Below are 13,605 nucleotides of genomic sequence, written 5' to 3'. Positions count from 1 at the left end.
AATACTCTGCTAGAGTCCAGGTGTGCACTCGATATCGCCAAGCGGCGTGGTCAATTGCCCGCACAGCGCATGGGTGTTTTTCCAGTTCACGGTGTACGTCAGGGCCACGCTGGGGTTGTTGCGGATGTTCTGCTCGGCGATACGCAGCCGCGATAACTGCTCAGGGGTTGGCGAGGGATAGGCGCGGCGCCATTCGTTCACGAACGCGTTGACGGCTGGATCGTTTAGGGCAGTGAGGCCGACCAGAATGCTGTCCTGCGCTTCATTGCGCTGGGCCGAGTAGTTCACCTGTGCAGCCTGCTCTGCATCGCCGCTCCAGAGCCAGAGACCCCACGCCAGCAGTGCAACCAGTAGGAATGGCATTAGCCTGCCCTCACGTCCCCATGAAAAGGACTGCCAGTGTAAAACGGGTACAGGCCCTCTAAACCTCGTGGTTGATACCCGCGCGGGTACCAACCACGAGGTTTGGGGTATAAAAAAAATATTGATTTCTTGAAATAACCTGCTAGCCGCCTTACCCAAAGCGGCGCTGTACAGAATGCACAAACCTTTTGCCGCCCCGATTAAAAGCGCCCTTAAAGGGTATTTTTGGCTGTACAGCCTGCACCCGTAAAAATCCTCTTTGGAAGCCCAAAAAACTTTAAAAATTAGTGCCTTAAAGTGCCTTTTCGGCACTTGCATAACCCGATTTCGATGAGACGCTGGACTTAAGAAGCAGGAACAAACCCACCGTCTGAACAGAGGTCAGCCATGTCTGAATCGGTCGAAATCAAGCACCTCGCGGTTGCCCGTATCCGCCGCAACTCCAACCAGCCGCGCAAGGGGCGTAATGCCGAGCGCTACGAGGCGTTCAAGCAAAGCATCAAGGCTCAGGGCGTCTTGCAGCCGATCCTTGTCCGCCCCGTTACTGATGATCCCGATCACGACTACGAAGTGGTGGCAGGCGAAACACGCTGGCTGGCGTCCAGTGAGTTGGGTGTGGCGTCGATCCCCTGTCTCGTTCGTGTACTCAGCGACGACGAGGCTCGCGTGGCGGCTGTGACCGAGAACGTACAGCGCAGCGACATGACGCCGATTGAGGAAGCCAACGCGGCGGCGGCGCTCTTGGTGCAGTGCGAGAACGACCACGACGAGGTGATGCGGCTGCTCGGATGGAGCCGTTCCAAACTCAGCGCCCGTATCCTCCTGACCCATGCCAGCGGTGCGGTGGAAAAGGCATTGTTGGACGGCCAGATCAAGCTCGGCCATGCCGAACTGCTGTGCCCCCTGGAACACCACGATCAGGACATGGTGCTGGCCAAGATCATAGAAGGCAATGTCGGTGTAACCGAGGCGCGGGACCGCCTGATAAAGCTCACCCGCCGCTTGGATCAGGCAGTGTTCGATACCGCCAAGTGCGTGGGCTGCTCGCACAACTCATCTTCTTATGCAGACCTTTTTGATACAAGCGTAGGTTCAGGCCAGTGCCAGAACCTCACCTGCTGGGGTGACAAGGTAAAGGCTCATCTGGATGCCGCTATCGAGGACGCCAAGGCCGAATACGGCACGGTTCACCGCGCCGATCAGGTTCCGGCCAACAGCTACCAGATCATTGCCACAGACGGCAGTAAAGGTGTGGGACAGGAACAGGCAACAGCCTGCCTGTCCTGCGCCAGCTACGGCGTCATCCTTGATACCCGCAACGGCAAGGAAGGCTCACTGGTAGGCCGTTATTGCTTCAACAGCGCATGTCATGAAGAAAAAGTCAGTGACTACCAAGCCGCCGTAAAAGCGGCAACTCAGCCCCTACCCGTACCCACGACAACTACGGGCACGGCTGGCGCAACGTCAATCACTACCGCGCCCAAGGCCAAGCCCTCATCCAGCAAGCCCAAGACGCTTCGCACAGCCCTGCGCCGCGTGGCACACAAGGCCCATGTCAAACTCGCACATGGGCACTTTACCAGTGCTCCGGCCTACGGCTACGCACAGGCTATCTCAAGCGTGGTAAATGACCTGAGCCGCGACATCGAAGCAGGACTTGCAGACAAGATGCTCACGTCAGAAGGTCTTCCCCCGCGCCCCTCAATGGTTCGTGAGCGCGTGAAATGGATTGCTGATCTTGCCCAGCACGAAGAAGCCAAATTGCTGGCCGTACTGGTCCAGCTTTCAGGTCTCGCCTTCTGCCGCACCGTTACCAATGACGAGTTCGATAACCATGAATCCGGCCTGTTGGCAGGCGAGCTGATCAAACGCCACAGCCTTGATCCGCGCCAGACGTTCAGCGTTACCCGCGAATACTTGGACATTCTGACCAAGGACGAACTGGTAGCGGATTGCGAGCGCTCAGGGTTTATCGCGGCTTACGAAAACACACACGGCAAGGGGGCATTCAAGAAGCTCACCTCAAGCAAGGTCAAGGAACTGGTCGAGGCCATGCTCGTTCCGCTTGAAGGTTTCACTTGGCAGGGCTACCTCCCCGTCTTTCTCTCGCCCGCACCGGCAAAAGCGGCTGATACCAGCCCCTCCGTAGCCGCCTGATTCCCTCTACCAAGGAGCCTCACATGACTTTTTTCACCTCCATTGCCACCGCTGTCACTGCCCAAGGCCGCATCAACATCGAAGCCTCCGGTGCAGGCGAGGGCCGCGTTCGGCTGGTCCTGTCTGCCAACCTCGGCCCTGTCGAGGACAACGCCAGCGACGAGATCAAACAGGTCCATGCCCTGATGACCCGCCCGCTGGTAGCCACTGGCACACCGGAAGAACTGGAAGCGGCCTTGTCAGCCAAATTGGCGAGCCTGAGCGCCGTGGTAGCCGAAGGCACGGCCACGCTTGAAGCGCTGCGTCAGATCAGGGAGCAGGCCAGCAGCAAGGCAGTAACGGCTCCTGCACCAGCAGCCACCCCAGCCGCGACCGCACCCGCGCCAGCCGAGGACGCCAGTGAGGATGAACGCGAACCTGCCACGTCACCCGTCGAGGCGGAAGACATTCCCTTCTCCATTGGCGACCATTTCTGAGGGTTACGACTATGCCTGCATCCATTCTCACGCTCACCCGCATTTTCCGTTCCAGCGGCCAAGACCTGCCGGACCCGAACCCTGAGCTTTCGCCCGAGGAAGTCCTGCGCCATTACGCACGAAGCTACCCGCGCCTGCTAGGGGCCAAGATCGTCGAACCCATCATCGAGGGAGACCGCCATGTTTACGAATTCCGGCAAGCCAGCTTTGGAGCCAAAGGTTGATCCACTGGAAATCTTGGACGCATGGGGCAGCGGCGATCTCGCTGCCCATATGGCGTCACGAACCAATGGACCTTCACTCACTCACGCGCAGATGAAAACGCTATGGGCACTCCTGAATACTCCATCAGTACCGGGCACTATCCGTTCCCCGCTGCCACGCTAACGCCGCTCATGCTGCCAGCGGTCTCGCTGGCCATGCGCGAGGCGGTCAGCACGGCGTTTGAAACCCATGAATCCTATCGGGTGGATAGCCAAGGCCATGCCCTGCTCTGCCGTGATGCCTTTGACAGCGGGCTGATCGACGCCACCGCGCTGGAAGTGCTAACAAGCTATCCCAACACCTACGGCCTGCACCTGCTCACGCAGCGTGCGGTCACGGCCATTGAGCAGCGGATGCTGATTCAGAAGAAGGGATTGATTCCAGGAATCAAAAAGCGCGTCAGGCAACTGAGCCAGCCCGTCATTGATGAGCCTTTCGTTGCTCGCCTGACCGCCGCCTGCATCCGGCAGGAACTGGTGGAGCTTGAGGATGTAGAGCCTGAGCTTGCAGACGGGCCAGCGTGTATGCCTCAACTGCTGGCGCTGTGTCAGACGGCTTTGCAGGATGTACTGATGACTGAGGGGGAAAAGCTCAGGTGGCACTTCGAGGCCACCATCGAGAACGAAAAGTTCGTCCTGTACGCCAGCGAGTTCAACGAGATCGACCTGTCCATTCCGCTGGACCGAGAAGACTGTCGTGAACTCAATGTCCTGATCTTCAAGACGCTCGATGCCATGAGCTGGTTTCTGGTGCCGTTTCATACCCCCATGAGCTTTATCGGACCTGACGGCGTGTACTCGCATCTGCACAGCGAAGCCTACATGGCAATGAAAGAGAGCCTTGCCGTGTGGGAAGAGGCCGAGCTGCTGGACTATCTCAAGGACACGCCCAGCGAAGACCTGCCGTTTGAAGACTGGGCACTGGGTCTGGACGGCGAGCCTGACGAAGACGCCTATGCGCGCGCCGCCGCGATTCTGCTTGAGCTGCATGACTTTGATCAGCACTGCAATTTCCGTCTGGACCACCGTACAGGCTGTGACCACAAGGCCGAGATGCAAACGCTGATCCGGCAGATAGACGACTCCCTAGCCACCGCCCCCGCCTATGCAGCAGTGCTGGCCACACTCAGGGAAGCGCTTGAAGTGTGCATCGCAGCGGCAGAGTCGGGCTTTGATTTTAACGAGCGCGACTTTGAGACCTCCGCCGAGGACAGCGTGGGCTTTTTCGAGACCCTTTACGCCTCGGTTGCCGGTGTCCGGTTCTCCCTGCTGGAAGACGATGCCCGCGATCACTTCGACGGCTATGCCCAGAACGCCTGTGGGCTGTTTGTTGCATTCCCGCTTTCTCATGAGAGTCTGGAAATGCAGGTATTGCCCGTCCTGCGACGAACCCAGCAATGCCTCTACCTGCTGGACAAACTCGATACCGTACTGGAGGAATTCAAGCATGTTTCATGAGCAGATCAGTTCAAAGGCGCTACTGGTTCATCACCACAAGGAAACCGGCAGGCTCGACCTCACCATCCATGAAGTGCTGGCGCTGGAAGGCGGCAAACAGTTCACACTGGGCGCAGGTCGGGCATTCAGCGCATCGGACAAGGAGGCATTGCTGAATCTGTTGCAGGAGGAATCCGGCGAGGCCGAGTTCATTGATCCGAGCATCCTCATGCGTGGGCGCAACCTGATCGTCTGGTATACCCCACGGCAGGTACTGGACATTCCCTTTCCCAACGAGATGATTCGCGCGCCCCTCCCCGGCCTGATCTATGTGACACAGGCGGGAGTCGAACTGCGCTGCTTTGCGTTCAAGGGCAGCAACCGCCCTACGCCGGATACCGAGCTGTTCTACCCACCGCTGGGCAATGTGTATTCCGGTGGCACATTCTGTAGCGGCAACGTCCATCTGCCGCGAGAGATTGAGCTTTCCAACATACCGCAGTGGCAGCGCTTTGTACTGGAAAGCACCAACACTCATCAGGGAGGTCTCTGTCCGATCAAGGGGCTTGATAGCTTTGCCAAGCTGATCCAGTTCTACCGTGACCTCTCATGCAAGAAGACCTTTCCTGCTGCCAAGCTGGTGCCGGTACTGCGCCGTCAGAACATGCAGGTGCTCACCCTGCGTGAGGCCATCACACAGGAGGCTACCGTATGAGCGCCGCCACTCCTCTGTACCCTGAACCCACCGTGTTCAAGACACCCGATCACTGGCGCTCGAAAGCACCGTGCATTGTGGTCATTGGCGCGGGTGGTAATGGCAGTGAGGTGGTGGACACCCTTGCTGCATTCCATCACGCGCTGGTCTCGCTGGGTCATCCCGCAGGACTACACGTCACGATCATTGACGACAGCGTTGTGCGTGAGCCGAATCTGGTGCGCCAGCGCTTCTGGCCCTGTGATCTAGGGCAAAACAAGGCCATAAGCCTTGCCAACCGCTACAACCTGATGCTGGGCCTGTCATGGAGCGGCCTTCCCTACCGTTTCCCCTGCAAACAGACCTATTCCGCCATTGAAGGGGCTGATCTCATCATCTCGGCGGTAGACCTGCCCTCGGCTCGCCGTGATATATCACGCATTCAGTACGGCAAACGGCTGTGCATGTGGCTGGACCTTGGCAATGGCCACCGGCACGGGCAGGCTGTTTTCGGGGCGCTGCATGAGCAGAGTCGCCGCCGTTATCCGTGCGTAGTAGACGTATTTCCCGAGATCGCTACGCTGGAAGACGACTTGCGTAAATCCTGTTCAGCCGCTGAGTCGATTGCCACGCAGGACTGCGTGATTAACCGCGCCGTCACCACGGCAGGCATGAGTATTGTGTGGGAGCTGTTGCGCTACGGCCAGACCAGCAAGCACTGCGTGTCGGTCAATCTGGAAACAGGCGAGCAGATGACAGCAGGGTTTCCCTAACGCTTTTTAATTCCAGACACGGTGAACCGCCATGCTCAACTCAAACACTACTTCCATCGACGCTCTATCCGAAACCAGCTCATGTGACCTGTGCGCAGGAATCGGAAGGCTACCCACCAGCGACCCAGTGGAGCGCTCCCCTGATACAGCACCATGCCCATTGTGCCTAGCGGCAGGCCGAATCGCTCCATCCATGCCGCTCAAGTGCTACAGGCTTGGCGAGCATGACTATTTTGCGGCTGAGTCGGCGGCGCAGGCGATGGCCTTGATGCGTGAGCTGGTGGGTGATGATGACTGGGACTATGAAGTCGAGGAAGTCACGGATGCGTATCTGGACAAGGAATGGGGTGGCGAAGACACGCCCGATGAAGTGTGCGGTACGCTCAGGCAATGGCTGTCAGATGCTACTGAGCCGCAATGGATTGCGGGTACAGAGTGACGCCCTGCAAGAGAAAAAGCACAATACCCACAGTTAGAAAGACGAGCGGGATTAGTGTGTTGTATAGGAAGGTTTTGAAAGTCGAAGGTTCGAACTTTGTGGCCAGCGCAATCTGGGAGCAAGGGCCGGAGGGCTGGACGTGCATCGAGGCAGACACAACACTGGCATGGCTCAAGGGCCGCAGTGATGTCGGTGTAGGCTGGTTCATGCAGCGCAAGGGCTGGCAGTACTCGTGGTCCGATACCAATCAGGTTCGGACATCCTAGCAAGACACAGCATGCTGGCGCTGGCTGGTTATGGCTACAGAGGGAGCAACATCGATGGGGTTTCAGCTTTTAACTGTTTTGTTTTCAGCCATCCTGGTAGTGGTCCTTTTTGTCTCCCAGCGCTCGGCAAAACGCTACAAATACTATGGCACTCGTGCATCGACCGACTTGGCCATGGACGCCGCGCAAAGGTGTATTGAGGGCAGGAGTTCGGCCTCAGTCGAAAGAAGCCTTTTGATCGAGAAGATTGGCTTGCACGATCAGGGAATAGAGGTGTTTGACGAATGTTTGCGGATTAACGGGGTGCCCGGAGGCGTTGTTATAAACGCAAAGGGGCACGACCGGTTCTGCGCACTTCTGTATGCCAACCTCTGCATTTTCTTCATCGTCAAAATTGGACTGGTCAAGTACTACCTCATTGATAGCCTCGGATGGGTCAGTATTGACGCTATGGCTGCGCTTGTCGGCTTATGCTTGTTCGTCTACCACATGTATCAGGCCGTGGCGAAATCCAGAGGAGGGTTCAGATATGGCTGATCAGGAACTGGATATGAGCTTTGGCTCACCGGATCGGGAAACCGTCTGGAAGGCAAGACCGCCAGGCTTCAAGGCTTGCCACCGCTGGAATGTGCTGAGTGCTTTTATCTCAGGCCAGATCAGCGTCAGGTCACTCCTGTTCGGGTTGAGATACCCAGCTGCGGTTGTTCACCTTGCATCGAAACGGCCACAGCAAGGGATGATTTGTGTATGCCCAGAGATCAGGGAAGAAATCAGTCATCTGATGCAAGGGTGAAGGGTGATAGGTCACCATCACCTATCTCATCATTACCTGAATCTCATACCCCTTACCCGACGGCCATATATCCTTTAGCACCTCTACCTCGCCGCTTCCGACATTAACTACAACAGGTTCGCCTTTGGCGATAGCTTTTCGCACAGAATCGGGAAGAGGCACGCCTAATGCCTTTGGGCTTAGCTTGGAGGCTGCGTTGGAGAGTTGCTTGATTGCTGGCGCAGCAGCGTTAGGTTGATTAGCATTCATGACCAATTTAACCCGCTCTGCCTCGTTCCCTTGCCCCATAACGTAGTAAGCGAGGTTATTTGCTAGAGGAACTCCGTTTCCTATGTCTTTATAGTCACTGGCGCAGCCAGCTGTACCATCACCATAATCAGTCCATTTTCTCCCTTTAAGATCAGACGCAGCCAAAAACTGGCATACGGAATCAGGATCAGTATCGGCCAGCTCTGCGTGTGCAAGGAGAGGGAAACTAATAGTGAGGCAGACAATGAAATGCTTAAACATAAACCGGCTCCAGCCTATTTATCCGAGGGTTCGTAACTGCAAACAACGGCCTTCAAAGAAATATTTAGCACAGTTCCCCAATGCCTGCTCTTGCGAAAAACGATGCTAAGTCTTCGATTTTGAGGAGCCTGACATTCACCGGTTAGACATGAATGATATCGTCGATCATTTGGACGCCTGTTTCTCGGTAAGCCGATAAAACAGTACCAGTTGTGATCGATCCCTTAGGACACGGTTGCTAACGCCTACAAACTCAACGGTGCTCTTTCCATAAACTGTATCCAGATAGTCCTGCGGCGATAGCCCAGAACTGATCGGCTGATACTCGTAGTGAACGCCCCGCACACTAAAAAAGCCGTCGTTTACACGCGTTTTGATCGCACAACCCTTCTTGTAGGCCACTATACGCTTCTCTTCCAAGCGCTCAGGGCAGATACGAAACTCGGGGCCCTCCTTATAGAACTCGCTCACCTCAACAAATGCATCATTGCGCTGGGGTGGTAGAGGAATCTCACTTTGACGCTCCTCTCGATCTCGTTGCTGCCGTTGCATGGCTATAGTGGCGACAATAGTGCCCCCACTAGCCATGGCAGGCATTGATATCAGGCTGCAAAGGAGCAATGGTGAAAAAAGCTTGAGACAGAAGCTGTTTGTACTCATTAGGTTGTCCTTAATCTATTGTTGACACTTCAAATGTCTCACAGCTTTTGTAACATGCAAGGCAGCTAACTTGCAGCTCAGTCACGATTTTGCAGCAAGCTTAAATGATGCCATTTAGATGGCATTTGTTTGGATACTCCAGCGTACCCCGCCCAAATACACGCTTTCTCGCTTAACGAGGCATGCTCGCTGCGCTCCTTTGCATAGGTTGAAACATTGACGGGAACTGTATGCATGGCCATGCTGTATAAAAATACACACAACCATGTCGCTCGGATGTCGTCATGCAAACCCATTCAATCACCATTTTAGGCCCTCTTTCGGCCACGGATCTGACCCTCCCGCTTTATGGGTATCGCGTTCCGGCAGGCTTTCCCAGTCCCGCCCAGGACCACATCGAGGAACGCATATCGCTGGACCATCTGCTTGAGATCCAGGCACCGCATACCTATCTGGTGCGTGCGCACGGCGACAGCATGATTGGGAGTGGGATCCACGACGGTGACCTGCTGGTGGTTGATCGATCAGCCGATGCGGTACAGGGTGACGTGATCATTGCCGCCATCAATGGCGAGCCGGTTGTTAAACGCCTCGGCAAGGTCGGCGAAACGCTGGCGCTTCTCTCCGACAATCCTCTCTACCAGCCCCGGTTGATCCTTGAAGGTGACGACCTTGAGGTGTGGGGCGTTGTGCGGTGCAGTCTGCGAACTCATCGCGGCCATGTTTGATAAAACCTATTGTTTGGCAGATTGCAATAGCTTCTACGCATCGTGTGAGAGAGTATTCAGGCCTGATTTAAAACACACTCCGATTGTCGTCTTAAGCAACAACGATGGCTGCGTTATTGCCCGCTGCGCCTTGGCCAAGAAATTAGGGATCAAGATGGGTGCGCCCTATTTCCAGATCAGGGACGAGCTAAAACGCCTTGGAGTTCAAGTGTTTAGCTCCAATTATGCGCTTTATGCCGACCTTAGTGCTCGGGTCATGTCATGTATAGAATCTATTAGCCCTGCCTGTGAGATATATTCTATAGATGAAATATTCCTAGATCTATCAGGAATACAGGAATGCCCTGAAAAGCTTGGCAGGGAAATCAAGGCGCGGGTGTACAAATGTACCGGCATCCCTATAGGTGTTGGGATCAGTACCACCAAGACGCTGGCTAAGCTGGCCAACCATGCAGCCAAACGCTGGTACAAGTCCACCGGTGGTGTACTGGATCTACGCGACCCGGACCGGCGCAACCGGGCACTGCAGCACATCGATGTCGGTGACGTCTGGGGCGTTGGGCGACGACTTGAGGAAAAGCTCAAGCTGCTGGGCATCGAGAAGGCATGGGACCTCGCCCAGTACGACGCCTGGTCGATTCGCAAGATGTTTAGCGTCGTGTTGGAAAAGACAGTGCGCGAGCTGCGCGGCATCTCGTGCATCGATCTGGAGGAAGTGGCACCACCCAAGCAGATGATCTGCACATCCAGGATGTTTGGCCAGCGCCAGTACACCTTTTCAGCCGTGGCCGAGTCGGTGGCCAGCTACACGGCTCGGGCAGCAGAAAAGCTTAGGGCGCAGCATTCGCTCTGCCAGGTCATGCGTGTAGGCATCCAGACGGGTATGCACGGCCCGCCCGAGGAGCGCTACTCCAATGGAGTCATCCTGAACCTGCCCTACCCCACCGATGACACCCGTGTAATGGTTCAGTACGCCCTGCACGGACTCAAACACATCTACCGCGAAGGCTATGGCTACGCCAAATCCGAGATCCTGCTCATGGACTTAAAGCAGCGTGGCGAATACTCCATGGACCTGTTCCAGCCCGAGCAGTCAGCTGGGGCCGATCGGCTCATGAGTACCATGGACAGCATCAACCGCAAGTTTGGCAAAGGCATGCTCCGCCCTGCGCGTATTACGGCTCAACCCGGCTGGGCCATGCGGCGCGAGCTGATGAGCCAGAGCTATACCACCCGGCTGGATCAGCTTTGGACGGTGCGTAGTTGAGAGAGTCGCTTCGACCGGGGAGTGAGAGAAGGTACGGTCAGCCTTCCTGCGGAACCGTCCAGAAGATCTGGACATTGCCATCATCGCGAAAGGCCAGGGTCACGTTGTCAGTATCACCCAATTCCTCCATGACCCGATCCCAGGCGTCATCCGGATCGCTTTCCAGTCGTTCAAGCAGGGCTGTCTTTGCGCGCTGAGCAGCTGGACTGTTAATCACGCGCTGAAGACGCATTGCCAGGACTTCATAGGGTTTTGGAGCAGGTGGAGACGCTGTTTTCTTTGGCATACGCATAGCCTTATACTGTATATGCTTACAGTAGTATATGGGAAATATGTTGTGCAAGACCTTTTACGCTGAACAGCCTGATCACACGTATACTGCTTTCTACAGCCTATACATGCTATGAAAGGAGCGGCGGATGGAATCAGTAGATCGACTGATCGTTATCGGCGCCTCCTCTGGGGGATTCAACGCCCTGCACTGGCTGCTGGCCAAGCTGCCCCCTGACCTAAAGGCTGGCGTCCTGGTTGTGGTGCACATGAGTCCAAACGAACAGGCGCTACTCGATGTACTCTCTCAACATTGCGAACTCCCCATTCGTTATGCCAAAGACATGGACCCGCTCGCTCAGGGCGAGATCCTGTTGGCTCCGCCTGACAGGCATATGCGTGTTGAAAACAAGAAAACCCGAATCGTCTACGGCCCTAAGGAAAACTTTGAGCGGCCTTCTATAGACCCGTTGTTTCGTTCTGCTGCCATTGAGTTTCGCGAGAATGTTATAGGCGTAACCTTACCGGGCGATATGGAAGATGGCGTGCTGGGCATGGAGGCCATCAAGTGCCATGGCGGGATCACTTTGGCTCAGGACCCGCTTGAAGCAGTTAGTCCCTTTATGGTCAACAACAGGCTTGACCCTACCTATATCGACTATTGGCTTCCCGTTAATCAGTTAGCAGATAAGCTGGTAAGCCTAACCTATGAAGCGGTCGAACCGTCACAACAGAAGGTGGCTTGGCTGGCGACAGAAGATCAGGTATCCAAGCAGAGATCCTCTGGTATTCCCGGGCTGGAAACGATCGGTGCTCCCTCCCCGTTCAGCTGTCCGGAATGCCACGGCGTACTCTATGAGATCAAGCAGAACGGGCTATTTCATTTTCGCTGCCACACGGGTCACTCCTACTCCGCTGAGATACTATCCAAAAGTCAGGAGCGGCTTGCCGAAGAGGCCATGTGGACGGCAACACGTGTATACGATGAAAAGGAAGCCCTGCACATTCGCCTTGCCGAGCACGCTCGAAAAAGTGGCCAGAAGGAGTGTTGTGAACAGCATCTTCAGGAAGCCGCAAAGGCACGCTCGTGCTCGGCTCGTCTACGTGAAATGATTCGCCTCCATAGCCGTTGAGCAAAGCTCGCCATGGATTATTGCAGTCTTTCAATCTCTAAAGTTAGCGACTCGCTTTCAATCAGTCCGTGGCTTTCCGCTCACCAGCCGGTTCAACTCTGTGCGAACCATATTGCGATACTGCTGCGGCTCAAGCGCCTCGATCTGGGCGTCTGCCCAGGCCCGAAAGCCCGCCTTGCGCTTTTCCTTCTCGCTGAAGATTCTGCCTGCTTCGGCATAGCTGCGCTCGCGATTCTGCTGCCAGAAGGCAAACATCTCGGCCTTTTGGGCCTCAAGCGCGGCTCGATACTCAGCCGGGTGATTGGCAAGGTTCAAGGACAGTGTAGGGCTGGCGCTGGACGTGATTTCCATGGGTTTAGGTACTCCTGATACAAGCGGCCCAATCATACCTGCCTCTGCGGCAAAGGACGTGCAGCTTGTCTGAACCCAGCGCTTCGGATGCTGCGCAGACGAACTTGCATCACTCAAATTCCATGAGACCTTGGATACAAGCCCAAGGAGAACATCATGAGCACACGTCCTGCCGTAATCGTTGAAAAAGTCCTGAATTCGAGAGGTGATATCAGCCACTGCCGTATCCAGATAAGTAGAAAAAATGCAGAAGATGGCAGACAAACATCGAGCAAGCCCTCACGCTCCAGCTGTGTTGGCAAGCGGTGAAACTGTATCGAGAGTGCCAGTGGCCAATAACCAATTTGTCCGAGGAAACAATGTTGAAATTGATTTGCGCAGCAATGCTCAGCCTCACTGCCAGCGCCGCTCTAGCTGCGGATAACACCAACACCAACATCATGACCTATCACAAAATGCTTGGGACTGCGATGGTCACCGCTGTATGTAACGCTAAAACACAGCCGACCTTGGAGGTCGGGGCAGATGGCTCCATCAATGAGATTTATAACGCCAGCACCGAAGACCTGCACCGCTGCCAGTACATCAACGAGATGATCGCTTCGGGTTGTGTTTTAGCTGAAAACTGCCAGGGTTATGAGGATTGGACGAGAGCCAATACAGCTATCTGGCCAGCCCTTCCTCGCGAAGCCTTTCTGTCCGCCCTGGAGGCACGAAAAGCTGCGTCTCACCCCAAAGACAACTGATCACGGAAAACTGACGGTGATTGAGAATCATGCCTCAAGCACACTACGCCGACGATATTCACGCATCCTATCCAGATAGGCGCGATGCCGCTCGGGATCACGCCGTATCTGATCGCGGTAGCGCCGAGCATAGAGCCGCTGATAGGTACGAATACGAACCCGCCAATGGGCCAGTTGCTCCGGCGTCATGGCATCCAGTCGGGCTCGTCGGCGCGCCTGAATCTCTACACGATTGGCAGCGTAATGCGCCGCCATGTACTGCCTGATGGTTTCTCGATT

Annotated in this window: 21 protein-coding genes; 15 read left to right on the top strand and 6 right to left on the bottom strand. The window is 55.6% G+C overall.

Features of this window, described 5'->3' with window-relative positions; genetic code table 11:
* Positions 1–9: 9 nt before the first annotated feature.
* Positions 10–363 carry a hypothetical protein gene (locus GM154_RS22715; RefSeq protein ID WP_219653458.1) on the bottom strand — a complete coding sequence of 118 codons (354 nt, stop codon included), beginning with the start codon at positions 361–363 and terminating at the stop codon, positions 10–12.
* 387 nt (positions 364–750) lie between these two features.
* Between GM154_RS22715 and GM154_RS22710 the strand changes: the two genes are divergently transcribed.
* The 10 genes from GM154_RS22710 (at position 751) to GM154_RS22665 (ending at position 7,661) form a co-directional block, all read left to right on the top strand.
* Positions 751–2,520, top strand: coding sequence for a PRTRC system ParB family protein (locus GM154_RS22710; RefSeq protein WP_219653457.1), 1,770 nt, complete (start codon positions 751–753; stop codon positions 2,518–2,520).
* Between the two features lie 23 nt (positions 2,521–2,543).
* Positions 2,544–2,996 carry a PRTRC system protein E gene (locus GM154_RS22705; RefSeq protein ID WP_219653456.1) on the top strand — a complete coding sequence of 151 codons (453 nt, stop codon included), beginning with the start codon at positions 2,544–2,546 and terminating at the stop codon, positions 2,994–2,996.
* An 11-nt stretch (positions 2,997–3,007) separates the two neighbouring features.
* Entirely contained in the window at positions 3,008–3,220 is a 213-nt protein-coding gene (locus tag GM154_RS22700; RefSeq protein ID WP_010799322.1) for a PRTRC system protein C, read from the top strand.
* 102 nt (positions 3,221–3,322) lie between these two features.
* Positions 3,323–4,717: a hypothetical protein gene (locus GM154_RS22695; RefSeq protein ID WP_219653455.1), complete on the top strand. Its 1,395-nt coding sequence runs from the start codon at positions 3,323–3,325 to the stop codon at positions 4,715–4,717.
* A complete protein-coding gene (locus GM154_RS22690) occupies positions 4,707–5,411 on the top strand; it encodes a hypothetical protein (RefSeq protein ID WP_219653454.1) in 705 nt (234 codons plus the stop codon). Before GM154_RS22695 ends, GM154_RS22690 begins: the two co-directional genes overlap by 11 nt.
* Positions 5,408–6,163: a PRTRC system ThiF family protein gene (locus GM154_RS22685; protein ID WP_219653453.1), complete on the top strand. Its 756-nt coding sequence runs from the start codon at positions 5,408–5,410 to the stop codon at positions 6,161–6,163. Before GM154_RS22690 ends, GM154_RS22685 begins: the two co-directional genes overlap by 4 nt.
* 31 nt (positions 6,164–6,194) lie before the next feature.
* A complete protein-coding gene (locus tag GM154_RS22680) occupies positions 6,195–6,602 on the top strand; it encodes a hypothetical protein (protein ID WP_219653452.1) in 408 nt (135 codons plus the stop codon).
* Between the two features lie 74 nt (positions 6,603–6,676).
* Entirely contained in the window at positions 6,677–6,868 is a 192-nt protein-coding gene (locus tag GM154_RS22675; protein ID WP_150345733.1) for a hypothetical protein, read from the top strand.
* A gap of 54 nt (positions 6,869–6,922) precedes the next feature.
* The gene (locus GM154_RS22670) at positions 6,923–7,405 is read left to right on the top strand and encodes a hypothetical protein (RefSeq protein ID WP_219653451.1); all 483 of its coding nucleotides are present in this window, start codon (positions 6,923–6,925) and stop codon (positions 7,403–7,405) included.
* Positions 7,398–7,661: a hypothetical protein gene (locus tag GM154_RS22665; RefSeq protein ID WP_219653450.1), complete on the top strand. Its 264-nt coding sequence runs from the start codon at positions 7,398–7,400 to the stop codon at positions 7,659–7,661. The genes GM154_RS22670 and GM154_RS22665 overlap by 8 nt, the downstream gene beginning before the upstream one ends.
* Before the next feature lie 21 nt (positions 7,662–7,682).
* Here the strand turns inward: GM154_RS22665 and GM154_RS22660 are convergent, their stop codons facing one another.
* Positions 7,683–8,171 carry a DUF6030 family protein gene (locus tag GM154_RS22660; RefSeq protein ID WP_219653449.1) on the bottom strand — a complete coding sequence of 163 codons (489 nt, stop codon included), beginning with the start codon at positions 8,169–8,171 and terminating at the stop codon, positions 7,683–7,685.
* Positions 8,172–8,336: 165 nt separating this feature from the next.
* Complete coding sequence (locus GM154_RS22655; protein WP_219653448.1) at positions 8,337–8,831, bottom strand: hypothetical protein; 495 nt, start codon at positions 8,829–8,831, stop codon at positions 8,337–8,339.
* A 284-nt stretch (positions 8,832–9,115) separates the two neighbouring features.
* On the opposite strand from GM154_RS22655, the gene GM154_RS22650 reads away from it, so the two are divergent.
* Together GM154_RS22650 and umuC are read left to right on the top strand one after the other, a co-directional pair.
* Entirely contained in the window at positions 9,116–9,559 is a 444-nt protein-coding gene (locus tag GM154_RS22650) for a LexA family transcriptional regulator (protein ID WP_219653447.1), read from the top strand.
* Positions 9,552–10,826, top strand: a complete 1,275-nt coding sequence (umuC, locus tag GM154_RS22645; protein ID WP_219653446.1) for a translesion error-prone DNA polymerase V subunit UmuC — start codon at positions 9,552–9,554, stop codon at positions 10,824–10,826. The genes GM154_RS22650 and umuC overlap by 8 nt, the downstream gene beginning before the upstream one ends.
* Positions 10,827–10,863: 37 nt before the next feature.
* Here the strand turns inward: umuC and GM154_RS22640 are convergent, their stop codons facing one another.
* A complete protein-coding gene (locus tag GM154_RS22640) occupies positions 10,864–11,112 on the bottom strand; it encodes a DUF1654 domain-containing protein (protein ID WP_219653445.1) in 249 nt (82 codons plus the stop codon).
* A gap of 133 nt (positions 11,113–11,245) precedes the next feature.
* Between GM154_RS22640 and GM154_RS22635 the strand changes: the two genes are divergently transcribed.
* Positions 11,246–12,229, top strand: a complete 984-nt coding sequence (locus GM154_RS22635) for a chemotaxis protein CheB (protein ID WP_219653444.1) — start codon at positions 11,246–11,248, stop codon at positions 12,227–12,229.
* Between the two features lie 57 nt (positions 12,230–12,286).
* Here GM154_RS22635 and GM154_RS22630 read toward each other — a convergent pair whose 3' ends face one another.
* Complete coding sequence (locus GM154_RS22630) at positions 12,287–12,580, bottom strand: hypothetical protein (RefSeq protein WP_232235732.1); 294 nt, start codon at positions 12,578–12,580, stop codon at positions 12,287–12,289.
* A gap of 156 nt (positions 12,581–12,736) precedes the next feature.
* Here GM154_RS22630 and GM154_RS22625 point away from each other — a divergent pair, with 156 nt between their 5' ends.
* Together GM154_RS22625 and GM154_RS22620 are read left to right on the top strand one after the other, a co-directional pair.
* Positions 12,737–12,889 carry a hypothetical protein gene (locus GM154_RS22625; RefSeq protein ID WP_219653443.1) on the top strand — a complete coding sequence of 51 codons (153 nt, stop codon included), beginning with the start codon at positions 12,737–12,739 and terminating at the stop codon, positions 12,887–12,889.
* A 50-nt stretch (positions 12,890–12,939) separates the two neighbouring features.
* On the top strand, positions 12,940–13,326 hold the full coding sequence (locus GM154_RS22620) for a hypothetical protein (RefSeq protein ID WP_219653442.1): 387 nt from the start codon (positions 12,940–12,942) through the stop codon (positions 13,324–13,326).
* A gap of 27 nt (positions 13,327–13,353) precedes the next feature.
* Here GM154_RS22620 and GM154_RS22615 read toward each other — a convergent pair.
* Positions 13,354–13,605: hypothetical protein (locus tag GM154_RS22615; protein WP_374940343.1), on the bottom strand; the 252-nt coding region annotated here is incomplete at its 5' end.

Origin of the sequence: Pseudomonas sp. MAG002Y, from assembly GCF_019400845.1 — a bacterium.
In the GTDB taxonomy this organism is placed as follows: domain Bacteria; phylum Pseudomonadota; class Gammaproteobacteria; order Pseudomonadales; family Pseudomonadaceae; genus Chryseomonas; species Chryseomonas luteola.
This window is presented reverse-complemented; position numbering and strand designations above follow the sequence as displayed.

Coding starts and splice junctions, on each gene's coding strand:
- GM154_RS22660 (WP_219653449.1), bottom strand. CDS start 8,171: ATGTTTAAGCATTTCATTGTCTGCCTCACTATTAGTTTCCCTCTCCTT.
- GM154_RS22670 (WP_219653451.1), top strand. CDS start 6,923: ATGGGGTTTCAGCTTTTAACTGTTTTGTTTTCAGCCATCCTGGTAGTG.
- GM154_RS22620 (WP_219653442.1), top strand. CDS start 12,940: ATGTTGAAATTGATTTGCGCAGCAATGCTCAGCCTCACTGCCAGCGCC.
- GM154_RS22705 (WP_219653456.1), top strand. CDS start 2,544: ATGACTTTTTTCACCTCCATTGCCACCGCTGTCACTGCCCAAGGCCGC.
- GM154_RS22710 (WP_219653457.1), top strand. CDS start 751: ATGTCTGAATCGGTCGAAATCAAGCACCTCGCGGTTGCCCGTATCCGC.
- GM154_RS22625 (WP_219653443.1), top strand. CDS start 12,737: ATGAGCACACGTCCTGCCGTAATCGTTGAAAAAGTCCTGAATTCGAGA.
- GM154_RS22640 (WP_219653445.1), bottom strand. CDS start 11,112: ATGCCAAAGAAAACAGCGTCTCCACCTGCTCCAAAACCCTATGAAGTC.
- GM154_RS22715 (WP_219653458.1), bottom strand. CDS start 363: ATGCCATTCCTACTGGTTGCACTGCTGGCGTGGGGTCTCTGGCTCTGG.
- GM154_RS22685 (WP_219653453.1), top strand. CDS start 5,408: ATGAGCGCCGCCACTCCTCTGTACCCTGAACCCACCGTGTTCAAGACA.
- GM154_RS22665 (WP_219653450.1), top strand. CDS start 7,398: ATGGCTGATCAGGAACTGGATATGAGCTTTGGCTCACCGGATCGGGAA.
- GM154_RS22680 (WP_219653452.1), top strand. CDS start 6,195: ATGCTCAACTCAAACACTACTTCCATCGACGCTCTATCCGAAACCAGC.
- umuC (WP_219653446.1), top strand. CDS start 9,552: ATGTTTGATAAAACCTATTGTTTGGCAGATTGCAATAGCTTCTACGCA.
- GM154_RS22650 (WP_219653447.1), top strand. CDS start 9,116: ATGCAAACCCATTCAATCACCATTTTAGGCCCTCTTTCGGCCACGGAT.
- GM154_RS22655 (WP_219653448.1), bottom strand. CDS start 8,831: ATGAGTACAAACAGCTTCTGTCTCAAGCTTTTTTCACCATTGCTCCTT.
- GM154_RS22635 (WP_219653444.1), top strand. CDS start 11,246: ATGGAATCAGTAGATCGACTGATCGTTATCGGCGCCTCCTCTGGGGGA.
- GM154_RS22630 (WP_232235732.1), bottom strand. CDS start 12,580: ATGGAAATCACGTCCAGCGCCAGCCCTACACTGTCCTTGAACCTTGCC.
- GM154_RS22700 (WP_010799322.1), top strand. CDS start 3,008: ATGCCTGCATCCATTCTCACGCTCACCCGCATTTTCCGTTCCAGCGGC.
- GM154_RS22695 (WP_219653455.1), top strand. CDS start 3,323: ATGGGCACTCCTGAATACTCCATCAGTACCGGGCACTATCCGTTCCCC.
- GM154_RS22690 (WP_219653454.1), top strand. CDS start 4,707: ATGTTTCATGAGCAGATCAGTTCAAAGGCGCTACTGGTTCATCACCAC.